This is a genomic window from Marinobacter sp. (genome assembly GCF_039977835.1).
Classification (GTDB): domain Bacteria; phylum Pseudomonadota; class Gammaproteobacteria; order Pseudomonadales; family Oleiphilaceae; genus Marinobacter.
The window spans coordinates 38,153-61,247 of the sequence record NZ_JBDWCL010000043.1 but is presented as its reverse complement, the minus strand read 5'-3'; the positions used below and the strand labels follow the sequence as shown (position 1 = coordinate 61,247).

The window sequence follows — 23,095 nt, the reverse complement described above, 5'->3', positions numbered from 1 at the left end:
CCGGCGACTTACTCCATTGAGCAGCCGCCAGCCGCGAGACAGGTGAAAGGGGTATCAGTCAATCAGTTTCCATTCGCCATTCTGGACTTCCAGAATGCGGAAGGAATCTGGATCGAGACCGTTGTGATCATCCGGAGACATGTTGAACTCACCCGTCACCCCGACGTAACCCTGGATGTTTTCCAGTGCGCTACGTACAGCTTCAGGATCGGTTGAGCCAGCCTCTTCGATAGCGCGAACCGCCAGCATCAGGCCGTCATAAGCATAGGCACCGAAGGTTGAAACCTTGGAATCCCAGCGAGCCTCGTACTCAGACTTGTAGTTCTGCACCACGTCTTTCTGTGGGTCGTCGTCCGGCAGGGAATCCGGAACCAGCAGCGGAGATGCCGGCAGGCGAAGACCTTCGGCGGCGGAACCCGCCAGCTCCAGGAAGCTGTCAGAGGCCACACCGTGGGACTGATAGAACGGAAGCTCCATACCCAGCTGGGCGTAGTTCCGGGTCACAATCGCCGGGCCCTGGCCAAAGCCAAAGTTCAGAACGGCTTCAACACCGCTTGTGTTACGGATATTGGTCAACTGAGCGGTCATATCTGTATCAGATCCGCTGTAGGTGACATCAGCCACCACTTCCATGCCCATCTTTTCGGCCACTTCCAGGGTCTGGGTGCGACCGGAACTGCCAAAACCACCGGTACCGGAAATCAAACCGATCTTGGTGATACCACGATCTTTCATGTGGGTCAGGATACGCTCGGCCGCCATACGGTCGGATTGCGGGGTCTTGAACACCCACTTCTTCACCGGTGTGGTGATAACCACGGCACCAGCCAGCGAAATGAACGGAACCTGTGCCTGTTCAATCAGCGGCACCGCCGCCATGGTTGCACCGGTGGTGCTGCCACCAACAATGATATCAACACGGTCTGAACGGATCAGGCGACTGGCGAAGTTGCGTGCAGAAGAGGCATTGCCAACGTCGTCATAGTGGATCAGCTCCAGCTGACGACCAAGGACACCGCCCTCTTCATTAATTTTTTCGACGTACATCTCGAGCGTCTTCAGCTCGGGATCGCCAAGGAAGGATGCCGGACCTGTGACAGACAGGAACGACCCGATCTTGATTGGTTCAGCTGCCTGGGCACTCATCATCATGAGACCGGCAGCAGCAACGGCTGCGCATTTTCCTGCGCGACGTATCATTGTTTTAAGCATTGTTTTTGTTCTCCCGAATTGTGCTGGGGCTTGAGAAAGTTTTTGTCACTTCATCCTTGATTGCACCAATCCCTGTTTCGCTCCCGGTAAAATTCGATACCATTGACGAATATCAAACGAAGTTATTGTATCATAACTTCCATGTCAACCGATTTCAGGGAGTGCGGGCAGTGCTCTTCCAGTAAAGCTGACGCAGGCACAACGCGCCAGTAAACCAGACAGAGAGACAAGCCTTTACCTGACACGTAAGACCCGCATAATACGCGCAACATGTTTCATTGATTCTTATTTGCGAAGCCAAGGCCATGACTGCAAAAAACCAGCTCGAACTGCTCGTCGAAAACTTCCAGAAGAAAAGGCCACTCCGTGCCGGCTCTCTCATCATTACCATCTATGGCGACGCCATCGTTCCCCGTGGAGGCAATGTCTGGCTTGGCAGCCTGATGAAACTGGTGGAGCCCATGGGCATCAGCCAGCGGCTGGTCCGCACGTCTGTGTACCGACTGGTTCAGGAGTCCTGGCTGCAAACCGAAAAAGTCGGTCGCTGCAGCTATTACAGCCTCACCGGCCCAGGACTGCGCCGGTTCGAGCAGGCCTTTCAGCACGTTTACAATCTTGATACGGCGGAGTGGAATGGCAGTTGGTGCCTGGTCTACCTGAATCAGTTGGCACCGGAACTGCGCCAAAAAGTCAGGGAGGAGCTGAAATGGCTCAGTTTTGGCAGCATGGCTCCGGGGCTTATGGAGCATCCGAGATTTACCCGGAGCGAACTGATCCCCATGCTGCAGGAATGGGGTGCCCTGGAAGACACCATCGTCATGCAGACCATGCCCATGGAACAGAAGAGTCCCCGAGCGCTTCGCCTCCAGGTTCGCGAGAGCTGGAATCTGGATGAGCTGGGCGGGCGGTACCGACGTTTTCTGAAGCAGTTCCGCCCGTTGTGGAGGGAACTGCAGTCCGACGACACCCTCAGCCCGGAGGAGTGCCTGTTACTGCGGGTTCTGCTGATCCATGAATATCGTAAAATTCTGCTTCGTGATCCTCTGCTCCCGGATGAGCTGCTACCGGGGGACTGGGAAGGTCGCAGCGCCAAGCAGCTTTGCCGCAACCTGTACCGGCAGATCTATGTGCGCGCCGAGCAGTGGCTGGACGAGACCCTGGAAAATGCCTCCGGCCCGCTGCCAGGACCGGGTGAGAAGTTCTATAAACGCTTCGGGGGGCTGCGCGACACGGGAGCTCTCAACGAAACCCTGATGGAAATGGAATAAGGCCGCCCCGAAACCAATTCTCCAGGCCCTATGGCGGGGAGCTCGCTGACGCACCCTGCCCCCGCTGGTCCATTTTACGGGCCAGGTGCAGCATCACCACGCCGAGCGCCATTACAATCAGGGTAAGCCAGAGACCGTTGGTGTAGTTACCTTCCACGTCGGCCAGATAGCCCACCACGGCAGGTGCCAGCATCTGGGCTATGCCATAACTGAATGTCAGCCGACTCATGGGCCGGGACGGATTCTCGGGGAAAACCCGCCCCACCATCGCCAGCATCATGCTGACGATCCCGATAAAGCTGGCGCCATAAATCACGGCACTGAGCATCACCCCGATCAGATCGGCGTTGACGATCAACATCATGATACTGACAGCGTTAAGGGTATAGGCCAGATAAAGCGCCAGCCATTGCCCCCACCGGCGCGAGAACACGTCCCACAGCCAGCAGGCCGGTGTGGCGGCAAGGCCTACAACCAGCCAGATCAGCCAGCCGTGACCACTGAGCTGCGGCATGCCTTCCGCGATAGCCACCAGGAAGGTGGCCGTAACCACATAGCCCACACCCGCGCAAAAATAGGCAAGCTGCAAAATCCGGATGAAGCGGCTACGACCATCCCCCGCCCCCCTGGCGGCCGTTTGCGGCAAGGCGCAGGCCCGGTAGTCCGGCATCCAGTGCCAGGCCGGGACCAGCAGCACCAATGCCACCAGCCCGTAAATAACCCACTGCGCATCCCAGGTGAACGCATCCTTGATCAGCTCAGCCACTACCGCTGTCAGGACAATGCCGAGCCCGATACCAGAAAAGAACACACCCAGCTCGGACTTCTGGTTGTGCTTTATCAGCCAACTCATCAGCAGACCAGCCCCCAACAACATGCCTGCCGAGGTACTGAGCCCGGAAACGAACCGCAGCAGGAACCACAACCACACATTGGTGGTGAACCCCATAAGAACCGTCGAGATCACTGCCACTACAAGCCCGAGCTGGTACAGCCGTACCTTTAGCCCGAGATCGCTGATCCGGGTGATCAGCAAAGCACCGGTCAGGTAGCCGGCGTAATTCACCGTGGCCAGCATGCCCACTACGGAGGTGCTCAGACCAAGCGCGCCGACCATCTCGGGGATCATCGGCGTATAGGAGAAGCGAGCAATACCCACCATGACCACCACCGCAATCACGCTGGCCACCAGCACTTTCATCGTTTCGACCGGTTTCACAATGATTCCTTACTTCAAAGACAGGGATGGCCGCCGGTATTATCGCTATCCAAAAACCGTTACCGTTTGTCGACTCAGGGCTACCAGCTCTCCGCTTGCGGTCCAGATACCCGCATGAGTGTGACCGTATCCCGAACTTGCCTCATCAATCGTCGCCTTGTACAGCAGCCAATCTCCTGGCTCCAGAACCGGTCTGGGATGCACGATATCAAGGGTCCAACTCAGGGAACTGGTTTTCACCCGCCCTTTCACATAGGGCAAAACAGCAGGCGGCCAGGCATCAACGAGAGCGATAATGTGTGCGTCTGAAAAGGTTTCCGGAGCCTTCCTGAACTGCATCCAACCACCAAGCTCGCGACCACCTTTACCAGTGAATGGCAGGTTGCCAAAAGCCCAGCGCATTTCGATCTGCTGGATAAATTCCGGGGTCACGCCCTTGATATAATCCAATCCGTTACATTGGTCTACCGGTTTCGCTTCCGGTGCTGGCAAGGCCTCCACCTGCACTTCCGAATCCCTGTCGCCACCAAAACTGGCAAGAACCACCAGCCTGGACTCGCCACCCTGAACGATGCGGCCCAACACCTGGCTGACAGCTTTTCCTTCACGCAGAAGCTCGGCCTCCACCGTTGCAGGCTCTTCCGGTGTTACCGGCCCCACAAATGACACCTGCATGGACCGCATCGGCCGGCCAGGTGCAACAACATTGGCCATCCGGTCAAACACAAGCGCCGCGCTCACACCGCCAAAGGAGGCCCGGCCCTGGGCCCAGGAAGACGGAATGGTTACTTCGCCACCACTTGCGGCCACTTCCAATAATTTTTCGAAATTCATCAGCCTGCCTTATTAGCATCCTACCCGATTCACTCCGGAGATTGCCGAATATCCTCCCGCAACGCAACTGTCGGCGCCGGCAACTACCTACAGCCCTGCCGGCATTAGCCGTGTTAAAGACTCAAGAAACCAGTTATAATCCCCGCCACATCATGCATTGCATTGCAATGCTCTACCCTTCGAATTCCGAGTACTTTAATGTCTGACTTGTCTTTTGCCGAACTCGGCCTGGATCCAGCTGTCCTTGAAGCTGTTGCCGCCGTCGGCTATGAAAAACCTTCTCCCATACAGGCCCAGACCATTCCTGCGCTATTGGCCGGTAAGCATTTGCTGGGCGTAGCCCAGACCGGCACCGGGAAGACCGCAGCCTTCGCGTTGCCATTGCTGAGCCGCATTGATGCGGCCCTGATGGAGCCGCAGATCCTGGTGCTGGCCCCAACACGGGAACTGGCCATCCAGGTGGCCGAGGCATTCACCACCTACGCCAGCAAGTTCCGCAATTTCCATGTACTGCCGATTTACGGCGGCCAGGATTTTTTCCCCCAGATCAAAGGCCTGCGCCGTGGTGCCCAGGTAATTGTGGGCACTCCGGGCCGTATGCTGGACCACCTGCGCAAGGGCACCCTGAAGCTGGACAGCCTCAAAGCCCTGGTACTCGACGAAGCGGATGAAATGCTTCGCATGGGCTTTATTGACGATGTGGAAGCCATTCTGGCGAAAACCCCGGAAAACTGTCAGCGCGCCCTGTTCTCCGCGACCATGCCGCCGCAGATCAAGAAAGTCGCCCAGACCTATCTGCGCGATGCCACGGAAGTAAAAATCGAGAGCGAAACTCGCACGGTTGAGCGTATTTCCCAGTTTGTGTTGCCCGTTTATGCCGAGCGCAAACTGGATGCCCTGACGCGCATTCTGGAAGTAGAGCCGCTGGATGCTGCCATTATCTTCGTCCGCACCAAAGCGGAAACCACGCTGCTCGCAGAAAAGCTGTCAGCGCGCGGGCATGCCGTAGCGCCGCTGAACGGCGATCTCAACCAACGTCAGCGTGAACAGACGGTGGAAGACCTCAGGCGTGGCAAGAAAGACATCATCGTCGCCACAGACGTTGCCGCGCGCGGCCTGGATGTGCCCCGTATCACCCACGTCATCAACTACGACGTGCCCTACGATACGGAAGCCTATATCCACCGGGTCGGCCGCACCGGCCGAGCGGGTCGCGAAGGCAAGGCGATTCTGCTGGTAACGCCCCGCGAACGCAGCTGGCTGCGTACTCTGGAGCGTGCCACCAACTCGCCGATGAAATCCTATCAGCTGCCCTCGCCGGTCGAACTCAAGAAGATGCGTGAAGAGCAGTTTGAAACGCAGCTGTTGGGTTTTGCTGAAGATGGCAAGCTGGCCAAAGCGATGGCGCTGCTGGACGAGATTGCCGAGCGCAATGAAATGGACACCGCGATGGTAGCCGGCGCCCTGGCCTGCTGGCTGGAAGCGTCCCAGCCAGGCTCACTCCCGCTGGAGCAGCCAGAGGCCCTGCCGGAGATTTCAGCCACCGCGCCGCCACGTCGGGACCGCAAGGGCGGCGGTGGTCGTCCGGGTGGCAAACCTGGTTATAAGCCTGGCTTCAAGAAAGGCCCCAAAGGCCGCGGCGGCCCCGGCCCGAAGGGCAAGCCCCCTGGTAAAGGCGGCAAGCCGGCCGGCAAACGCCCACCCCGTCAGGACTGATTCAGTCGCTCAGGGCTGCTTTAATCGCTGACAGACGACGAAGCTGTAGTCGTAAGGGTTGTTATCGGACGCGGAGAAATCCTCCCGTCCGATTTCTTCCCATTCCTCCCAGTTCACTTCCGGAAAGAATGCGTCCCCCTCCACCTCAGCATGCACCTGAGTGATGTAGATTCTGTCCACTATCGGCAGGGCTTCTGCGTAGATCTGCCCGCCACCGATAATCATGACTTCGTCCCCACCCTCGATCTCGGCCTGAGCTTCGGCCTTCATCAATGCTTCATCCAGTGACTTTGCAGCCACTGTGCCTGCGGGCGCTTCCCAGTCAGTATTCCGCGAAATCACTACGTTCATCCGCCCTGGCAATGGCCGACCAATAGAATCCCAGGTTTTCCGCCCCATGATGATGGGCTTGCCCATAGTTGCCTGTTTAAAGTACTTCAAATCACCGGGAAGGTACCATGGCAGCTTGTTGTTACGGCCGATGACCCTGTTGCGGGACATCGCCACTATAAGAGCTTTCCTCATTGCTTAAACCTCTGGCTTGGGAGTTTTTCTGGCCTTTGACTATGGGGCTGCAAGAGGGCGGGAGACGTGTCCAAAAAACGCCTCAAGGCATCCATACGCGGCTTGGGCTCCGCCATCCATGGCTCCGCACATTTTTGGACACGTCTCCCGCCCTCTTGCGATTCGACATTACAGTCAGCTGATCCACAATCACCACTAACCAGTACACTTAACTAGGCTTAGATCAGAGTAGATACTCCAATCCGATCAAGTTTTTTGATAATCGAACTCTGCTATCTGATCGCAGGGCAGCGGGTGGGGACTTCCGAAAATGTGCGGAGCCATGGATGGCGGAGCCCAAGCCGCACAGGGACGTCTTGAGGCGTTTTTCGGAAGTCCCCACCCGCTGTCCTGCAAACGCCAAAATCAAAGGGCCGGTCCCAACTAGAGATTAAATTGCAATGGGCGCCTTAATTCCGGGATAGGGGTCGTATCCGTCAAACTCGAAATCCTCCAGTTCGTACTCGAAGATCAATGAAGGCTTCCGCTTGATCACAAGCTTTGGCAACGCTCGTGGCTCACGCTTTAACTGCTCGAAGACGATATCGTCGGTCAGATGGTTCTGGTACAGATGGCAATCGCCAAACGTGTGAACAAATTCGCCAACGCCCAGATCGCACTGTTGGGCGATTATATGGGTCAGCAATGCGTAGGAGGCGATATTGAACGGTACGCCCAGGAACAGATCGGCGCTACGCTGGTACAGCTGGCAGGAGAGCCTGCCGTCAGAGACGTAGAACTGGAACAGGCAGTGGCAGGGCGCCAGTGCCATTCGGCCCTGGCGGACATTGTCCTGGGGGCCAATGGATTCGTCAGGGAGTTCTGCCGGGTTCCAGGCGGAGACAATCAGCCGGCGGGAGTTGGGCTTGTTACGGATCTGCTCGATCACGTCACTGATCTGGTCAACCGTGCTGCCGTCTGGGCATTGCCAGCTGCGCCACTGCTTGCCGTAGATAGGTCCCAGATCGCCATTTTCGAGAGCCCACTCGTTCCAGATGGACACGTTGCGCTCTTTCAGCCAGGTGTTGTCGGTAGAGCCCTGCAGGAACCACAGAAGCTCCTGAATGATACTGCGCAGATGGACTTTCTTGGTGGTCACCAGAGGAAAGCCTTCCTGCAGGTTGAAGCGTATCTGGCGGCCAAACACGGACCGGGTGCCGACTCCGGTGCGGTCGCCGCGGTCCATGCCGTTGTCCACCACGTCTTTCATCAGGTCGAGATAGGCTTTCATTCAGCGTTTCTCCGGTAAGCAAAAACAATCAATGCAACGCCCGCAAGGATCATCGGGAATGACAGTACCTGCCCCATCGTCAGCCAGTCGAAGGCCAGGTAGCCAAGCTGTGGATCGGGCTGGCGAACGAATTCCACAAGAAAACGGAACACCCCATAGCACGCCAGAAACAGCCCGGATACGGCCATGCGTGGCCGGGGCTTTGAGGAAAACCACCACAGAATGAAAAAGAAGACCACCCCTTCGAGGGCGAACTGGTACAGCTGGGACGGGTGTCTAGCCAGGGCGTCGGGGGCCGTGCGGAAGACCATACCCCAGGGCAGGTCCGTGGGCTTGCCCCAGAGTTCGCCGTTGATAAAGTTGCCGATACGTCCGGCCCCAAGGCCGACCGGCACCAGTGGAGCGACGAAATCCGCGATTTGCCAGAAAGTGCGGTCCACCTTGCGGCCAAACCACCACATGGCGAACATTACGCCCAACAGCCCGCCGTGGAAGGACATACCGCCCTCCCATACCCGAAACAGCATCAACGGGTCGGATGTAAAGGCTCCGAAGTTGTAGAAGATCACATAGCCGAAGCGTCCGCCCAATATGACCCCGAGGGCGATGTAGAAAAGCATGTCACCCATCTGAACTTCGGTAATCGGCGACCAGGGTTTGCGGGCCCGAATACGCCCCAGCCACCAGCCCACCAGAAATCCAACCAGATAGGTGAGGCCGTACCAGTGTATTTTCAGCGGCCCGATGGAAATCGCCACCGGATCGATTTGCGGATGCTGGAGCATCAATAACCCCTCAGGTCATAACAGAAAACGGATACCCACCACGATCAGCACCATGGCGAAGATTTTTTTCAGCAGGGCGGCGTCCAGGCGATGAGCCAGATTGGCGCCTACCCGCGCGAACAGGACGCTGGTCAGAACAATACCGAGGAACGCCGGCAGGTAAATGAATCCCACACTGAGCTCCGGCAATTGCGGATTCTGCCAGCCGGTGCCGATGTTCGTCAGTGCGCCAGCCACGGCAATGGGCAAGCCACAGGCGGCGGAGGTTCCCACCGACTGCTGCATGCGAACGTTACACCAGCTCAGAAAAGGCACCGTCAGTGTACCGCCGCCTATACCGAAAATTGCAGACGCCCAGCCAATTCCCGCGCCAGCCCCGCCCAGCCCGGCGGGACCGGGCACCTCGCGGCCGGGTTTCGGATTGACCTGCAGCAGCATTTTCAGCGCCACCACAATGACAAACACACCAATGATCAGTTCCAGGGCATCGCCACTGAGCATGGACGCGGTCCAGGCGCCAACCATGGCACCTATCACAATACCGGCGGTCATGGGCCGGAAAATCTCCCATCGAATAGCCTGATGGAGGTGATGCGAGCGAATGGAGCTCATTGATGTGAAAACGATGGTTGCCAGGGATGTTCCCACAGCCAGGTGCGCGGTGATTTCAGTACTGATTCCCTGCAAACCAAAACTGAAGATCAGGACCGGCACGATCACCAGCCCGCCACCAATACCGAAAAGGCCCGCCATGGTGCCCGCCAGGGCGCCCAGCGCCAGATAAAGACCAATTACTGCAATCAGGGTCATACTCAGCCACACGCAGAGAACAAAACAGGCTGGTATGATACACACCGATGCACCTTTGTTCACTCGTGATGGATGAGCCCACCCCATGTGCCTGATTGTTTTTTCCCTGCGCCAGCATTCCGAATTCCCACTGGTGGTGGCCGCGAATCGTGATGAGTTCTTTCGCCGCCCTACTGCTGCCATGGACTGGTGGCCCAGCGAAACCGCCGGCCGGGAGGTTCTTGCGGGGCGCGATCTGCTGTCCGGCGGGACCTGGCTCGCCATTGACACCAATGGTCACGTTTCCGCGGTGACCAACGTACGGGAAGGCTCACAGGCGGCTGGCACCAGCTCCCGTGGCGAACTTCCACTACGGGCTCTTGCCCAGGACAGTGATGCCCTGGAATCACGGCTCCGGCAACAGAAAAACCGGTACTCCGGGTTCAACCTGGTCAGTCTGAACGCGGAACATGGCTGGTATTTCAGTAACCGGGACGCCCACCCCGGCCGCCACGTTCACCGTGGCACCTATGGGCTCAGTAATCATCTGCTGCAAACACCCTGGCCCAAGCTGCTCCGTCTCAGGAACTCGGTTTCGGGGATACTTGAGAAAGCCAGCTCAGGAACCACGGAGAACCTCCATCAAAGCCTGATCACTCAGCTCCAGGACACCACACCCGCTCCCGACCATGAGCTTCCCGACACCGGAGTGGGCAGGGAGACCGAGCGCTTTCTGTCATCGCCTTTCATTATCGGCAGTGATTACGGTACCCGTGCCACCACGGTCGTCACCGTAAGCGCCTCAGGGGAGATTCGCGTGACCGAGCAGGTTTGGGGACCGGAGGGCAAAAAGGAGGAGGCCAGAGCATTCTGCTGGCAGCGGCCGGCCTGAAGCTTTGGTATAATCCGCGAAATTCCGCGAAGCAACCGGAGGCCCTGTATGGCCGGCGAGAAAAGCACGGCGTCCATCGCCGACTTTGAGAAGTCCCTGGATGAGCTGGAAAAACTGGTCCGTGACCTGGAACAGGGCGAATTGTCCCTGGAGCAGTCGCTGACAGCGTTCGAGCGGGGGGTCAAGCTCACACGCGAGTGCCAGCAGGCGCTCAAGACGGCGGAACAGCGCGTGGAACAGTTGGTGGAAAACAGCGACGGCACACTGGAAACGAAACCTTTTGCCCCGGACGAACCTGCCTGATGCCAGCACCGAACAGCCGCCTGACAACATTTCTGGAAGAGTGCCGCCAGCGGATCGACACAGAACTGGAGCGACGGCTCTCTGCCACTGGCAATGGTTCTGGCCGCCTGCAGCAGGCCATGAGGTACAGCGTACTGGGTGGCGGCAAGCGTATTCGCCCCGCCCTGTGCATGGCGGCGGCGGCTGCGCTGGGGCAGCCGCAGGACAAGGCGACTGTTCCGGCTTGCACCCTCGAACTGGTCCATGCCTATTCGCTGATTCACGATGACCTGCCCGCCATGGATGACGACGAATTGCGGCGGGGCCGCGCCACAACCCATATTGCCTTCGACGAGGCCACCGCCATTCTTGCCGGCGATGCCCTGCAGACCCTGGCATTCGGCTGGCTGGCCGACGCCCCGGGGCTGAGTGACCAGATCCGCCTGGCCCTGATACGGGAGCTGGCCTCGGCCAGCGGACACCTGGGCATGGTGGGCGGCCAGGCCATCGACCTGGAATCCGTTGGCAAGAGGCTGACCATCGACCAGCTGGAAAAGATGCACCGCCACAAAACCGGCGCCCTGATTGCCGCCAGTGTACGAATGGGTGCTTTGACGGCTCCCGGCGTCAGTGATGACCAACTGTCAGCCCTTACCATTTATTCACAAACCCTGGGGCTGGCCTTCCAGGTACAGGATGATCTGCTGGATATTGAAGGTGATACAGCCGTCATCGGAAAGCCCCAGGGGTCGGACCTTGCCCGCGCCAAGCCCACCTACCCTTCGCTGCTCGGCACCATGGGCGCCAGAGACTACCTCGCCCAGTTGCTGGACGCCGCACTGTCCAGCCTGGAGGGGTTTGGCGAGGAAGGCGACATACTCAGGGACATGGCAGGCTACGTGGTTGCCCGCACCCATTGAACCATCACGGCGCTGGGATGCACACTGGCAACCAGGGTGAAGAACTGGTGCAGCCTGTCTGGCCCAATCAGTATGAAACCGGGCGCCTTCATCCCCTATAATAGAACCCACTTATTGAACCACCCGGAAAAGACCCGAGCAGATGCAGGATACATATACTTTCAAGGAAATCCCGTCAAAACGGCCCAACACGCCGCTCCTGGACAGGATTGATGCTCCCGCCCAGCTGCGAGAGCTGGCAGACGACCAGCTGACCCAACTCGCCAGGGAACTGCGTGCATTCCTGCTATGGTCCGTAGGGCAAACCGGCGGACACTTTGGTGCCGGCCTCGGGGTTCTTGAACTGACCGTTGCCCTGCACTATGTGTTCAATACGCCCGAAGACCGCCTGGTATGGGATGTAGGGCATCAGGCCTACCCCCACAAGATCCTCACCGGTCGTCGCGAGCGCATGAGCAGCATTCGCCGCAAGGATGGCCTGGCGGGCTTTCCGAAACGGGCAGAGAGCGAATACGACACCTTCGGTGTTGGGCACTCCAGCACGTCGATCAGTGCCGCCCTGGGCATGGCCGTCGCCTCGCGCCTGCAGGGCACTGGCCGCAAAAGCATCGCCGTGATCGGTGACGGCGCCATGACTGCGGGCATGGCCTTTGAGGCACTGAATCACGCCGGCCATCTGCACGCCGATATGCTGGTGATTCTTAACGACAACGACATGTCCATTTCCCGCAATGTGGGAGGGCTGTCGAACTACTTTGCCAAATTGCTGGCGAGCCGAACCTACAACCAGGTACGGGACAGCAGCAAACGGGTACTCCAGGGAGCGCCTCACCTGATGGCGCTGGCCCGCAAGACCGAGGAACACTTCAAGGGCATGATTGCTCCGGGAACTCTGTTCGAGGAGCTCGGCTTCAACTACATCGGTCCCATCGATGGCCACGACCTGCCCCTGCTGGTCGAGACCCTGGAAAATATCCGCGAGCTGGACGGACCGCAGTTCCTTCATGTGGTAACAACCAAAGGCAAGGGGTTCGCGCCGGCTGAAGCCGATCCCATTGGCTATCACGCCATCAACAAGATCGAGCCGGTGCCTGCCAGCAAGCCCGAACCGGTGGCGCCCAAGCCATCACGGCCCAAGTACGCCAATATCTTTGGCCAATGGCTGTGTGACGCCGCGGAAACGGACGAACGCATTGTTGGCATCACGCCGGCCATGTGTGAAGGCTCCGACCTGCTGGCATTCTCCCAGCGCTTCCCGGACCGGTATTTCGACGTCGCCATTGCCGAGCAGCACTCCGTCACCCTGGCGGCAGGACTGGCCTGTGACGGAGCCAAGCCAGTGGTTGCCATCTACTCCACATTCCTGCAACGCGCCTACGACCAGTTAATTCACGATGTGGCCATACAGAACCTGGATGTACTGTTTGCCATTGATCGCGCCGGCCTGGTGGGAGAGGATGGCCCCACCCATGCTGGCGCATTCGACATCAGCTACCTGCGCTGCGTCCCCAACATGATCGTGATGACACCCTCTGACGAAAACGAAACCCGTCAGTTGCTGCACACCGGCATGCTGTTCGAGGGGCCCGCAGCAGTTCGCTACCCCCGGGGAACCGGTCCTGGCACCGAGATTGTCCAGGAGCTAGCTCCGTTGCCGATCGGCAAGGGACGTGTGGTGCAAGAAGGCACAGACATTGCCATCCTGAACTTTGGCACCCTGCTCACGCCGGCACTGGAAGCGGCCGAAGCACTGGGCGCCACGGTGGCCGACATGCGTTTTGTAAAACCGCTGGATGCGGAGCTGATTCTGTCACTAGCGGAACGGCACGAGCTGCTGGTCACTGTTGAGGAAAATGCCATTGCCGGCGGTGCCGGCAGCGCCGTGACGGAGTTCCTGAACAGCCGTGACGTCAGCCAGCCGGTACTTCAGATCGGGCTTCCGGACACCTTCATTGATCACGGCAAACACGGTGAACTGCTGTCGGCGTGCGGTCTGGATGCAGAAGGAATCAAGCGCACTATTGAGAGCCGCCGGGAGCGAATGAGATACACTCAGTCGCTCAAGGCGGTGAAGTAGGCCGTCAGCGGCAGTATTCAGACGGTGGGGTCGTCATCCTGGTGTGTTTCGAACCAGTGTCCAAGTTTGCTCTGCTTGGTATTCAGGTAATGCTCGTTGTGAGGATTGCGACCCACGTGCAGCGGTACGCGCTCCGCGATTTCAATACCCAGGTCCGTCAGCGCGTCTACCTTGCGAGGATTGTTGGTCATCAGCCGGAGGCTGCTGATACCCAGATGCTCAAGCATATCCCGGCACATGCTGTAGTCCCGCAGGTCAGCGGCAAACCCAAGCTGTTCGTTGGCCTCCACCGTGTCGGCGCCCTGATCCTGCAGATTGTAGGCACGGATCTTGTTCAACAGGCCGATACCCCGGCCCTCCTGACGTAAGTACATCAGAATGCCACGGCCTTCACGGGCTATGCTACGCAGCGCTTCCTCAAGCTGGTAACCACAATCACAGCGCATGCTGTAAAGCGCATCGCCGGTCAGGCATTCAGAGTGTGTCCGCGCCAGCATTGGCTCGGGGCTGTCAAGCTCACCCAGCGTAAGTGCCACATGTTCCTTCCCGGTGTCCGGCTCCTCGAAACCATGCATGTCGAAAACGCCGAAAGGGGTAGGCAACCGGCATGTCTGGATGTAACGAACGGCCACAGTGCTTCCTCGTGGTTCAGTCAATCGGGCCGCGCATTCTATCACGTGGCCACCTTCCTGGCGTAGTCTCTGCACGGTCATTCCTCCGGAATTGCTGGTTCATACAGCACTTACGAAGCGGAGTCCGAAGCGGACCAGTGGCCACTGCGCCCTCCCTTCTTCTCCAGCAGGCGGACATTGTCCACCACCATGCCGCGATCAACCGCTTTACACATATCGTAGAGAGTCAGCGCAGCCACGCTGGCCGCAGTGAGGGCCTCCATTTCGACGCCCGTCTGCCCCGCGAGTTTGCAGAGCGTGGCAATATGGACCGACGCACCATCTTCACCCGGCGTCAGCTCAACTTTCACCGACGTCAGGTTCAGCGCGTGGCACAAGGGAATCAGGTCGTGGGTTTTTTTCGCCGCCATAATGCCCGCCACCCGGGCGACCGCCAATACGTCCCCCTTGGGGTGCTGTCCTTCCACGATCATTGCGAGGGTTTCAGGTGCCATCCTGATCAGTGCTTCCGCCCTGGCCTCTCGCTCGGTGACTGCCTTGGACGTCACATCGACTATCCGTGCAGCGCCTTTTTCATCAAGATGCGTCAGTTTACTCACAATCTCTCCAGGGAATCATCGGGTGGGTGTTATTGCCACTATCATACCAGAGCGCACAGGCTCTGCAGCCTGATCGCTATCAGGCGTCAAACCACCAGTAACTGATACCGGCAATACCCTGAGCACCGGCACTTCGAGCCTCAGCCATATCGGCCAGAGAGAGGCCGCCCAGGGCATAAACGGGGAGGGTGGCGGTAGCGACCAGTTCGCGGAAACGATGCCAGCCAATCCCGGGGTCACCAGGATGGGAGGACGTAGGCTTCACCGTGCCAAGGGTAACGAAGTCCGCCTGTAACTGGAGAGCGTGGGCAATTTCCCTTTCATCGTGACAGGACACCGCGAGCAGGTAGTTGTCAGCAACAGGGCGGGCGGAAAACTGCCGGGCCACACGCCAGGGCAAATGCACACCGCAAGCCTGCGGAAATTGTTCAACCAGGGACGGTGAACCATGCAACATCAGCCCGAAACCACCGGCCTGACAGATCTCCAGAGCTCCATCCGCGAGCCGGGCGTACGCCACATCTCCCAACTCCGGCGCCCGGAGCAGACAAAGTTCCGCGCCCTTATTGCCCCCACTTTCCCGCAGTTGCAGGAGAAAAGCATCCTCGCTTTCCGCGGCGCCGGTAATGGCGTAATGGCGAGGCAGCTGAAGCGCACGGATAATCGGCCGGTTCGCAGCCGGGAAGTCGGCATCGGCCAGCTCCCGGGCGTCAAGCCAGCGAATCTCCTGCCCTTCACAACCTTGCGCATCACCCTCGGCGGATGACGTAAGCCAGACGTCAAGAAACACCTGTTTGTCCCCGTAGTCGTGGCGAACTTCAATTAGCGGCTCCAGGGAGTCAGGGGCAATACGCAGCCCTGTCTCTTCCCGGATTTCCCTGACCAGTGCCTGCTGAACACTTTCACCCGGCTCGACCTTGCCGCCGGGAAACTCCAGCAGACCGCCCTGGTGAACATGCTCCGGACGGCGTGCTATCAGCACCTTGCCGTCACGGAAAATGGCTCCCACCGCGACGTGTATTTCCTGCACAACGGTCATGGTCAGGTACGGTACTCGGCATTGATGGTGACATAGTCATGGGAAAAGTCGCAGGTCCAAACACGCTCCATGACCTCGCCACGTTTGAGGTCGATATGTATGGTAATTTCCTCGCCAGCCATCACCGCCTTCCCCCGGGACTCGCTGTAGTCTTCAGCACGACCGCCGTTGCGAACCAGGCAGACATCTCCCAACCAGATTTCCAGGGCACCGAGGTCCAGCCGTTCTATGCCGGCACGGCCTACGGCCGCCAGAATCCGCCCCCAGTTGGGGTCGGAAGCAAACAGAGCAGTTTTGACCAGGGGAGAGTGGGCCACGGTGTAGGCAACGTCCAGGGCCTCCTGAACGGAACCTGCCCGGCTGACCTCAATGGTTACGAACTTGGTGGCCCCCTCCCCGTCCCGGACAATGGCGTGGGCCAGTTCAAGGAAGACTTCCCGCAGTACCGATTTGAGCTCCGGCAGGTAGGGACTGTCAGCGGTGATCTCCGGGCCGTCATACCGGCCGCTGGCAATCAGCATGCAGGCATCGTTGGTGGAGGTGTCGCCGTCAATGGTTATACGGTTGAAAGAGCTCTCCCCCAGCTCCGAGGCCAGGGACGCCAACACGTCCGGGGCAATTTTTGCGTCTGTTGCAATAAACCCGAGCATGGTGGCCATGTTGGGCCGGATCATGCCTGCCCCCTTGCTGATGCCGGAAATCGACACCTTGTGGCCATCCACCTCTATCTGGCGGGTTGCGCCCTTGGGCCGGGTGTCTGTGGTCATGATCCCGGAAGCGGCCTCCGCCCAATGCGATTCGGAGACGTCCTGCAACGCATGTGGCAGAGCAGTAATGATTTTATCCACCGGCAATGGCTCACCAATAACACCCGTTGAAAACGGCAGTATTGCCCCGGCCGGCACGCCGGCTTGGTCTGCCAGCGCCTGGCAACAGGCCTGTGCGTCTTTCATGCCCTGCTCCCCGGTGCCAGCATTGGCATTGCCGGTGTTGATCAACAGGTACCGGGGGGCGTCACTGGCCAGATGCCGACGGGTAATATGGACCGGCGCGGCGCAGAACTGGTTACGGGTAAAGATACCTGCCACACGGCTGCCCGGGGCCAGCTCAATAACCACCAGATCCTTCCTGCCCGGCTTTTTGATGCCGGCGCTACCGATACCGAGCCTTACGCCGGCAACCGGAAAAAATGTCGGCAAGGTGCCTGGACCAACTGCCATCTTCGTTCTCCTTCCACAACAGCTACCAAACGAAAAACCCGCAGCCTGACTGGGCCAGGGTGCGGGTCGTTATTCTACTGGTCAGTAACGGGCTTCAGCTGACCTTTCCGCAACACTGCTTATACTTCTTGCCGGACCCGCAGGGGCAAGGCTCGTTGCGACCGACTTTCTTTTCCTGTCGCACGAAGGTTTCGGGGGTACCCTGGGGTTGGGCACCGGACGCACCTGCATTGTCGTCCTGCTTCTGGCCGGTGACGCTGGTCTCGTCATGGCGCAGTCGCGCCTGGGCAAGCTCGCGCTCCAGTTCTTCCTTGCGGCGGCGCTCCACCTCTTCCATCTCTTCGCGACTCTGCACGCGAACGTGCGAAAGCACCCGCACTACATCACGCTTCATGGTTTCCAGCATGCTTTCAAACAGGTTGAATGCCTCACGCTTGTATTCCTGTTTCGGGTTCTTCTGGGCATAACCACGCAGGTGGATACCACGGCGAAGATGATCCATGTTCGACAGGTGCTCCTTCCACAGAGTATCAAGCACCTGCAGGAACACCTGCTTCTCGAACTTGCGCATGGGCTCAGAGCCGGCAATCTCTTCCTTGGCCTCATAGGCTGCGACAATCTCATCAAGAATCCGCTGCCTGAGGTTCTCCTCGAACAGCTTGCTGTCTTCATCCAGCCACTTCTGAACCGGGAGATTAATGGCCAGTTCCGACTGCAACTGACTTTCAAGGCCTGGAACATCCCACTGCTCGGGCATGCTCTGCGGCGGGATGAATTCACTGATCAATGAGTCCACAACGTCTTCGCGGATGGTTTTGACCATGTCGGAGATATCTTCGGAGGACATCACCTCATTACGCTGATCATAGATCACCGTGCGCTGATCATTGGCGACATCATCATATTCCAGCAGGGTTTTCCGCATATCAAAGTTGCGGCCTTCCACCTTGCGCTGGGACTTTTCGATGGCGTTGGTGACCATGCGATGTTCGATGGCCTCCCCCTTCTTCATGCCCATGGCCTGCATCAGACTCTTCACCCGGTCAGGCGCGAAGATCCGCATCAGGTTGTCTTCCAGGGACAGGAAGAATCGTGACGAACCAGGGTCGCCCTGACGACCGGCACGGCCACGGAGCTGATTATCGATACGACGGGATTCATGGCGCTCGGTGCCAATAATGTGCAGGCCGCCAGCCTCCAGCACCTGGTTATGACGCTCTGTCCACTCTGCCTTGATACGGGCAACTTCTTCTTCGGTGGGGTTGTCCAGACCCGCCACCTCGAATTCCCAGTTACCACCGAGCACAATGTCAGTACCACGGCCTGCCATGTTGGTGGCAATGGTAACCGCCCCCGGGCGACCAGCCTGGGCAATGATCTGGGCTTCGCTTTCGTGTTGTTTGGCGTTCAGGATCTTATGATCAATCCGCGCTTTTTTGAGGAGCATGGATAAAAGCTCGGATGCTTCGATAGAGGCGGTGCCCACCAGGATTGGCCGCCCTTCAGTCGTCACGTCCTTGATCTCATCAATAATAGCGTGGAATTTTTCTTCCTGGGTCAGATAGATCAGGTCGTTATAGTCGACCCGCTGAATCGGTTTGTTGGGGGGAATAACCACAACATCCAAACCGTAAATCTGGCGGAATTCGAAGGCTTCCGTGTCGGCGGTGCCAGTCATGCCCGCGAGCTTTTCGTAGAGGCGGAAATAGTTCTGGAAGGTCGTGGACGCCAGGGTCTGACTTTCCGCCTGGATACGGACACCTTCTTTGGCCTCGATCGCCTGGTGCAGGCCCTCACTCCAGCGGCGACCAGGCATGGTGCGGCCGGTATGCTCATCGACGATGACAACCTGGTCACCCTGAACGATGTAGTCCACATCCTTCTGGAACAGATGGTGCGCCCTGAGGGCTGAATGGATATGGTGCAACAGGCTGAGGTTGGCGGCGGAATAAAGGCTCTCGCCTTCTTTCAGCAGGCCGCGCTCCAGCAACAGCTCTTCCACTCGCTCATGACCACTTTCCGTCAGCTCTACCTGACGGGACTTCTCATCAATCGTGAAGTCACCGGTGGGTTCGGCTTCTTCTTCGCTTACTTCGCCCTGCTCCAGTCTTGGCACCAGTTCGTTGATGGCCAGGTAGAGCTTTGAGCTGTCTTCAGCGGCACCGGAAATGATCAGCGGCGTACGGGCTTCGTCAATCAGAATGGAGTCCACTTCATCGACAATGGCGAAGTGCAATCCGCGCTGCACCTTGTCTTCGGTGCTGAACGCCATGTTATCCCGGAGGTAATCGAAGCCGAACTCGTTATTGGTACCGTAGGTAATGTCGGCCTGATAGGCAGCCCGCTTCTCTTCCTGGGGCTGTCCGGCAACCACGACGCCAACCTGAAGGCCCAGAAAACGGTACAGCTTGCCCATCCACTCAGCGTCGCGGCGAGCCAGATAATCGTTTACCGTTACCAGATGAACGCCTTTTCCGGTCAGAGCATTCAGGTAAACCGCCAGCGTGGCCACAAGGGTTTTACCCTCGCCGGTTTTCATCTCGGAAATCCGGCCTTCGTGCAGCGTTATACCACCAACCATCTGTACGTCGTAATGACGCATGCCCATGACCCGCCGGCTGGCCTCTCTGGCAGTGGCAAAGGCTTCCGGAAGCAGCGCATCCAGGGTTTCGCCCTCTTCATAGCGGCGACGGAATTCGGCGGTCTTTCCCTGCAACTCGGTGTCCGACAAATTGCCATACTGTTCTTCAAGTTCATTAATGCGCGAGACAGTTTTGCGCATTCGCTTGATTTCTCTGGCGTTCTTACTGCCGAACATCTTGGTTGCAAGCTTTGTGAACATAGACCACTGCTTCTTTGATTAAACGGAGGAAGCCGGCATTCTAACCTTATTTCGCAGCAGTACAAAAGTCAGGCCTCACAGAAGCCTGTCACAACGCTGAAAAGATTGAAAAAAGGGTACCGGGCCGGGGCAACAGGAAGGAGTCTGGCGCCGCTTTGGACGCCTGACAGGCCGCCTAGCGGCTGGCTCTCTTGATATAGGTTTCCGGGTTCTCGGACTTACCGCTCCGAATCACTTCAAAATGCACATGGGGTCCTGTAGAACGGCCTGTGCTGCCCATCAGTGCCAACACCTGGCCTTTCTGGACCACGTCCCCGACCTTGACCTTGATCGTCTTGGCGTGAGCGTAACGGGTCAGCAGGCCATCACCGTGGTCTATCTCAACCAGGTTGCCATAACCGTAGCGTTCATCGGCGTAGGTGACCACACCTCCGGCAACGGCAATTATGTCACTGCCTTCCTTGCCCGCCAGGTCGACACCGGCGTGCCAGGTACGCTTTCCGGTAAAGGGGTCCGAACGATAACCATACTTGGAAGACAACCAGCCCCAGGTAATCGGACGGCCTTGGACATAGAGTTCTTTTTCAAGCTTCTGGCGGGAAGTGACCATATCCAGCATACGTAGCTGCTGTTCACGGTCTTCAATACGCCTTGCCAGCTGATCAATCATACCGGTGAGCTCGGGAGCCGTGTAAGAATCGCCATCCAGACCGTCTTCGGGGCCACCTACCGCAGCCGGCTGATCAAAATCGAATTCGTCACTGGCCACAAGACCCGACTCCACAAATCGCTGACCGAGTGCATCGAGGCGAAGCAGGCGCCCCTGCATCTCACCCAGCCGAAGTGTCAGTGCGTCAACCTGCTGCTGGACGTTCCGCTCAATTTGCGCGAGCTCGAGCTTCTGTTCAGTCAGTTTAGAGCGCCATTCGGCCACCAGTTCCGACTCTGCGGGTTCCGTCGCTTCGGCTTGCTCCAAGGCGATCTGATAGCCAGACCAGCCTGCCACTGCCAGCAGTGCAGTTACGGTAAAGACCAGACCGACTGCAACTGGAGCGTTTAACGAAACCGCACGGGACTTCCCATGGCGTTTGCCAACGAGGATAATATTCATATCGTTTTCTGGTTTCATGGGGACGCAACCCGATCCTGTAGTGTTGCATCCTGAGTGTTCTGACTGGGCCTGCCGTGGCATCCTTTGCCAGATTGCGGAGCTCCTCTCCGACTACTCAATCCTGGGCAGCAGTGACCGCGCCTGAAACGCCCGTGCCATCCCATGCAACGACTACAATTAATAAAATGGCAGTCACCCGTGGACATACACGCGCCAAGCAATGTAAAACGAGTGTAATACAGGCTCTGCCTATTAACCGTGCCGAAGTGTAACCAATCGTTACCGTTGTCGTCGAGAACTACTGATTGCCATGAAAAAGAAAACCGACCTCGAATTGACGCCGGACAGTTTCTCCAGGGCTTCAACCCTGCGGGAGCTGATGGCCAAGGCCCAGCATCATACACGGGCTGAACAGCTGGTTCTCGCGGCACTGCCCGAGAGCCTTGCCAAAGGCACCCGATTTGTCAGCTGTAAGGAGGGTGAGTTGGTGCTGTCGGCGCCAGCAGCCACGGCTGCCAGCCAGATACGCTTTCGCCAGCACGAAATCATGGAAGAATTGCGCAAGCAGGAACTGTTCCGCTTTGTCTGGAAACTGAAGGTAAAAGTCGTGCCACCACGGTTCAATGAACGACCTGAAGTGAAAATGACGCCGCTGAGCAACGAAAATGCCCGGCTCCTCAAAGAGGAGGCCGGGCACACGAAGGACAAACAATTACGCGAGGTTCTCGAAAAACTCGCAAGCCACGTCCGGGATTAAGGCGTCCTGCCCTAGCCCGCCGCCAGCACAGGTTTCATATAGGAAATCGGGGCAGCGGCCTCATCGTCAAAGGTCACCACTTCCCATGCATCCTCTTCAGCCCTGAGCTTGCGCAAAAGCTTGTTATTCAGATCGTGGCCGGATTTGATACCACGGAACTCACCAATCAGGCTATTACCCAACTGGTAGAGGTCACCAATGGCATCCAGCAGCTTGTGCTTGACGAATTCATCGTCGTAACGCAGCCCGTCTTCGTTGAGGATCTTGTAGTCGTCAACGACGATAGCGTTATCCACACTGCCACCCAGCGCCAGGTTCATCGCCCGCAGCTTTTCGATGTCACGCATGAACCCGAAAGTCCGTGCGCGACTGACTTCCTTCACGAAAGACGTGCTGGAGAAATCAACGGTTGCGGTCTGGGCGCGCCCCTTGAATACAGGGTGATCGAAGTCGATGCCAAAGCTGACCTTGAAGCCTTCGAATGGCAGCAGGGTCGCCTTCTTGTCACCTTCTTCAACTGTCACTTCACGCTTGATGCGGATAAATCGCTTGGCCGCGTCCTGCTCAGCAATGCCGGCAGACTGCAGAAGAAACACAAAAGGTCCGGCCGAGCCGTCCATAATGGGTACTTCTGCCGCACTGAGTTCGACGAAGCAGTTATCAATCCCGAGACCAGCCATGGCTGACAACAAATGCTCTACTGTTGCAACCCGGACACCGTCTTTCAGCAGTGTCGTGGAAAGCATGGTCTCACCCACGTTTTCCGCACAGGCCCGGATTTCGACCACAGGGTCGAGATCGGTACGGCGGAATACGATGCCCGAGTCCGCTGGTGCCGGCTTCAGAGTCAGGTATACCTTTTCCCCTGAGTGAAGCCCGACACCGGTGGCGCGGATGGTGTTTTTGAGTGTCCGTTGTCTGATCATCGGTACATATTTCCGTCACATAAATGCGATATAGTCGGGGCAAAAATCTGCCCGGAGAATACCAGAAGTTAACACTGAATACCATTTAACCAATCGTAGCTCTTTGTAACCACTGTAACTACTCGACTGGCTCCCCGGCGCGAGACCGGCATGATAGTCAGCACACGTCATTCAGCGAAA

Annotated in this window: 21 protein-coding genes; 7 read left to right on the top strand and 14 right to left on the bottom strand. The window is 58.0% G+C overall.

Going from position 1 to position 23,095, the window contains the following annotated elements; genetic code table 11:
• Positions 1–54: 54 nt before the first annotated feature.
• The gene (locus ABJM11_RS12410; protein ID WP_348296209.1) at positions 55–1,212 is read right to left on the bottom strand and encodes an ABC transporter substrate-binding protein; all 1,158 of its coding nucleotides are present in this window, start codon (positions 1,210–1,212) and stop codon (positions 55–57) included.
• Between the two features lie 305 nt (positions 1,213–1,517).
• Between ABJM11_RS12410 and paaX the strand changes: the two genes are divergently transcribed.
• Complete coding sequence (gene paaX / locus ABJM11_RS12405; RefSeq protein WP_348296208.1) at positions 1,518–2,480, top strand: phenylacetic acid degradation operon negative regulatory protein PaaX; 963 nt, start codon at positions 1,518–1,520, stop codon at positions 2,478–2,480.
• A gap of 28 nt (positions 2,481–2,508) precedes the next feature.
• Here paaX and ABJM11_RS12400 read toward each other — a convergent pair whose 3' ends face one another.
• Both ABJM11_RS12400 and ABJM11_RS12395 read right to left on the bottom strand, forming a co-directional pair.
• Positions 2,509–3,699: a YbfB/YjiJ family MFS transporter gene (locus ABJM11_RS12400; protein WP_348296207.1), complete on the bottom strand. Its 1,191-nt coding sequence runs from the start codon at positions 3,697–3,699 to the stop codon at positions 2,509–2,511.
• Positions 3,700–3,744: 45 nt separating this feature from the next.
• Positions 3,745–4,533: a thioesterase family protein gene (locus ABJM11_RS12395; RefSeq protein ID WP_348296206.1), complete on the bottom strand. Its 789-nt coding sequence runs from the start codon at positions 4,531–4,533 to the stop codon at positions 3,745–3,747.
• A 198-nt stretch (positions 4,534–4,731) separates the two neighbouring features.
• Between ABJM11_RS12395 and ABJM11_RS12390 the strand changes: the two genes are divergently transcribed.
• A complete protein-coding gene (locus tag ABJM11_RS12390; RefSeq protein ID WP_348296205.1) occupies positions 4,732–6,249 on the top strand; it encodes a DEAD/DEAH box helicase in 1,518 nt (505 codons plus the stop codon).
• Positions 6,250–6,258: 9 nt separating this feature from the next.
• On the opposite strand, the gene ABJM11_RS12385 is transcribed toward ABJM11_RS12390, so the two are convergent.
• The 4 genes from ABJM11_RS12385 to ABJM11_RS12370 form a co-directional block, all read right to left on the bottom strand.
• The gene (locus ABJM11_RS12385) at positions 6,259–6,774 is read right to left on the bottom strand and encodes a dihydrofolate reductase (protein ID WP_348296204.1); all 516 of its coding nucleotides are present in this window, start codon (positions 6,772–6,774) and stop codon (positions 6,259–6,261) included.
• A 430-nt stretch (positions 6,775–7,204) separates the two neighbouring features.
• On the bottom strand, positions 7,205–8,044 hold the full coding sequence (locus ABJM11_RS12380) for a thymidylate synthase (RefSeq protein WP_348296791.1): 840 nt from the start codon (positions 8,042–8,044) through the stop codon (positions 7,205–7,207).
• Entirely contained in the window at positions 8,041–8,829 is a 789-nt protein-coding gene (lgt, locus tag ABJM11_RS12375; RefSeq protein WP_348296790.1) for a prolipoprotein diacylglyceryl transferase, read from the bottom strand. Before lgt ends, ABJM11_RS12380 begins: the two co-directional genes overlap by 4 nt.
• Before the next feature lie 15 nt (positions 8,830–8,844).
• Positions 8,845–9,639, bottom strand: a complete 795-nt coding sequence (locus tag ABJM11_RS12370; RefSeq protein WP_348296789.1) for a sulfite exporter TauE/SafE family protein — start codon at positions 9,637–9,639, stop codon at positions 8,845–8,847.
• A gap of 85 nt (positions 9,640–9,724) precedes the next feature.
• On the opposite strand from ABJM11_RS12370, the gene ABJM11_RS12365 reads away from it, so the two are divergent.
• The 4 genes from ABJM11_RS12365 to dxs all read left to right on the top strand — a co-directional run bounded on the left by ABJM11_RS12365 (position 9,725) and on the right by dxs (position 13,789).
• The gene (locus ABJM11_RS12365; RefSeq protein WP_348296788.1) at positions 9,725–10,510 is read left to right on the top strand and encodes an NRDE family protein; all 786 of its coding nucleotides are present in this window, start codon (positions 9,725–9,727) and stop codon (positions 10,508–10,510) included.
• A 48-nt stretch (positions 10,511–10,558) separates the two neighbouring features.
• A complete protein-coding gene (locus ABJM11_RS12360) occupies positions 10,559–10,813 on the top strand; it encodes an exodeoxyribonuclease VII small subunit (protein WP_348296787.1) in 255 nt (84 codons plus the stop codon).
• Positions 10,813–11,712 (top strand): farnesyl diphosphate synthase, encoded by a 900-nt coding sequence (locus tag ABJM11_RS12355; protein ID WP_348296786.1) that lies wholly within the window; start codon positions 10,813–10,815, stop codon positions 11,710–11,712. The genes ABJM11_RS12360 and ABJM11_RS12355 overlap by 1 nt, the downstream gene beginning before the upstream one ends.
• Positions 11,713–11,854: 142 nt before the next feature.
• Positions 11,855–13,789: a 1-deoxy-D-xylulose-5-phosphate synthase gene (gene dxs / locus ABJM11_RS12350; protein WP_348296785.1), complete on the top strand. Its 1,935-nt coding sequence runs from the start codon at positions 11,855–11,857 to the stop codon at positions 13,787–13,789.
• 17 nt (positions 13,790–13,806) lie between these two features.
• Here dxs and ribA read toward each other — a convergent pair whose 3' ends face one another.
• The 6 genes from ribA to ABJM11_RS12320 form a co-directional block, all read right to left on the bottom strand.
• Positions 13,807–14,421 (bottom strand): GTP cyclohydrolase II, encoded by a 615-nt coding sequence (ribA, locus tag ABJM11_RS12345; RefSeq protein ID WP_348296793.1) that lies wholly within the window; start codon positions 14,419–14,421, stop codon positions 13,807–13,809.
• Between the two features lie 110 nt (positions 14,422–14,531).
• Positions 14,532–15,020 (bottom strand): cyclic pyranopterin monophosphate synthase MoaC, encoded by a 489-nt coding sequence (gene moaC / locus ABJM11_RS12340; protein ID WP_348296784.1) that lies wholly within the window; start codon positions 15,018–15,020, stop codon positions 14,532–14,534.
• 79 nt (positions 15,021–15,099) lie between these two features.
• Positions 15,100–16,059, bottom strand: coding sequence for a Nudix family hydrolase (locus tag ABJM11_RS12335; RefSeq protein WP_348296783.1), 960 nt, complete (start codon positions 16,057–16,059; stop codon positions 15,100–15,102).
• Between the two features lie 2 nt (positions 16,060–16,061).
• Positions 16,062–17,279, bottom strand: coding sequence for a bifunctional glutamate N-acetyltransferase/amino-acid acetyltransferase ArgJ (gene argJ / locus ABJM11_RS12330; RefSeq protein WP_348296782.1), 1,218 nt, complete (start codon positions 17,277–17,279; stop codon positions 16,062–16,064).
• A gap of 94 nt (positions 17,280–17,373) precedes the next feature.
• The gene (secA, locus tag ABJM11_RS12325; RefSeq protein WP_348296781.1) at positions 17,374–20,121 is read right to left on the bottom strand and encodes a preprotein translocase subunit SecA; all 2,748 of its coding nucleotides are present in this window, start codon (positions 20,119–20,121) and stop codon (positions 17,374–17,376) included.
• Positions 20,122–20,296: 175 nt separating this feature from the next.
• On the bottom strand, positions 20,297–21,250 hold the full coding sequence (locus ABJM11_RS12320; protein ID WP_348296780.1) for a M23 family metallopeptidase: 954 nt from the start codon (positions 21,248–21,250) through the stop codon (positions 20,297–20,299).
• Positions 21,251–21,542: 292 nt separating this feature from the next.
• On the opposite strand from ABJM11_RS12320, the gene ABJM11_RS12315 reads away from it, so the two are divergent.
• On the top strand, positions 21,543–21,989 hold the full coding sequence (locus ABJM11_RS12315; protein WP_348296779.1) for a DciA family protein: 447 nt from the start codon (positions 21,543–21,545) through the stop codon (positions 21,987–21,989).
• A gap of 11 nt (positions 21,990–22,000) precedes the next feature.
• Here ABJM11_RS12315 and lpxC read toward each other — a convergent pair whose 3' ends face one another.
• On the bottom strand, positions 22,001–22,915 hold the full coding sequence (gene lpxC / locus ABJM11_RS12310; protein ID WP_150993425.1) for a UDP-3-O-acyl-N-acetylglucosamine deacetylase: 915 nt from the start codon (positions 22,913–22,915) through the stop codon (positions 22,001–22,003).
• Positions 22,916–23,095: the final 180 nt, after the last annotated feature.

What these genes read in the sequence shown, in the direction of transcription:
- dxs (WP_348296785.1), top strand. Translation starts at nt 11,855, where the DNA reads ATGCAGGATACATATACTTTCAAGGAAATCCCGTCAAAACGGCCCAAC.
- ABJM11_RS12365 (WP_348296788.1), top strand. Translation starts at nt 9,725, where the DNA reads ATGTGCCTGATTGTTTTTTCCCTGCGCCAGCATTCCGAATTCCCACTG.
- ABJM11_RS12315 (WP_348296779.1), top strand. Translation starts at nt 21,543, where the DNA reads ATGAAAAAGAAAACCGACCTCGAATTGACGCCGGACAGTTTCTCCAGG.
- lpxC (WP_150993425.1), bottom strand. Translation starts at nt 22,915, where the DNA reads ATGATCAGACAACGGACACTCAAAAACACCATCCGCGCCACCGGTGTC.
- ABJM11_RS12320 (WP_348296780.1), bottom strand. Translation starts at nt 21,250, where the DNA reads ATGAAACCAGAAAACGATATGAATATTATCCTCGTTGGCAAACGCCAT.
- secA (WP_348296781.1), bottom strand. Translation starts at nt 20,121, where the DNA reads ATGTTCACAAAGCTTGCAACCAAGATGTTCGGCAGTAAGAACGCCAGA.
- ABJM11_RS12390 (WP_348296205.1), top strand. Translation starts at nt 4,732, where the DNA reads ATGTCTGACTTGTCTTTTGCCGAACTCGGCCTGGATCCAGCTGTCCTT.
- ABJM11_RS12370 (WP_348296789.1), bottom strand. Translation starts at nt 9,639, where the DNA reads ATGACCCTGATTGCAGTAATTGGTCTTTATCTGGCGCTGGGCGCCCTG.
- lgt (WP_348296790.1), bottom strand. Translation starts at nt 8,829, where the DNA reads ATGCTCCAGCATCCGCAAATCGATCCGGTGGCGATTTCCATCGGGCCG.
- argJ (WP_348296782.1), bottom strand. Translation starts at nt 17,279, where the DNA reads ATGGCAGTTGGTCCAGGCACCTTGCCGACATTTTTTCCGGTTGCCGGC.
- ABJM11_RS12410 (WP_348296209.1), bottom strand. Translation starts at nt 1,212, where the DNA reads ATGCTTAAAACAATGATACGTCGCGCAGGAAAATGCGCAGCCGTTGCT.
- ABJM11_RS12360 (WP_348296787.1), top strand. Translation starts at nt 10,559, where the DNA reads ATGGCCGGCGAGAAAAGCACGGCGTCCATCGCCGACTTTGAGAAGTCC.
- paaX (WP_348296208.1), top strand. Translation starts at nt 1,518, where the DNA reads ATGACTGCAAAAAACCAGCTCGAACTGCTCGTCGAAAACTTCCAGAAG.
- ABJM11_RS12380 (WP_348296791.1), bottom strand. Translation starts at nt 8,044, where the DNA reads ATGAAAGCCTATCTCGACCTGATGAAAGACGTGGTGGACAACGGCATG.
- ABJM11_RS12355 (WP_348296786.1), top strand. Translation starts at nt 10,813, where the DNA reads ATGCCAGCACCGAACAGCCGCCTGACAACATTTCTGGAAGAGTGCCGC.
- ABJM11_RS12385 (WP_348296204.1), bottom strand. Translation starts at nt 6,774, where the DNA reads ATGAGGAAAGCTCTTATAGTGGCGATGTCCCGCAACAGGGTCATCGGC.
- ABJM11_RS12395 (WP_348296206.1), bottom strand. Translation starts at nt 4,533, where the DNA reads ATGAATTTCGAAAAATTATTGGAAGTGGCCGCAAGTGGTGGCGAAGTA.
- ABJM11_RS12335 (WP_348296783.1), bottom strand. Translation starts at nt 16,059, where the DNA reads ATGACCGTTGTGCAGGAAATACACGTCGCGGTGGGAGCCATTTTCCGT.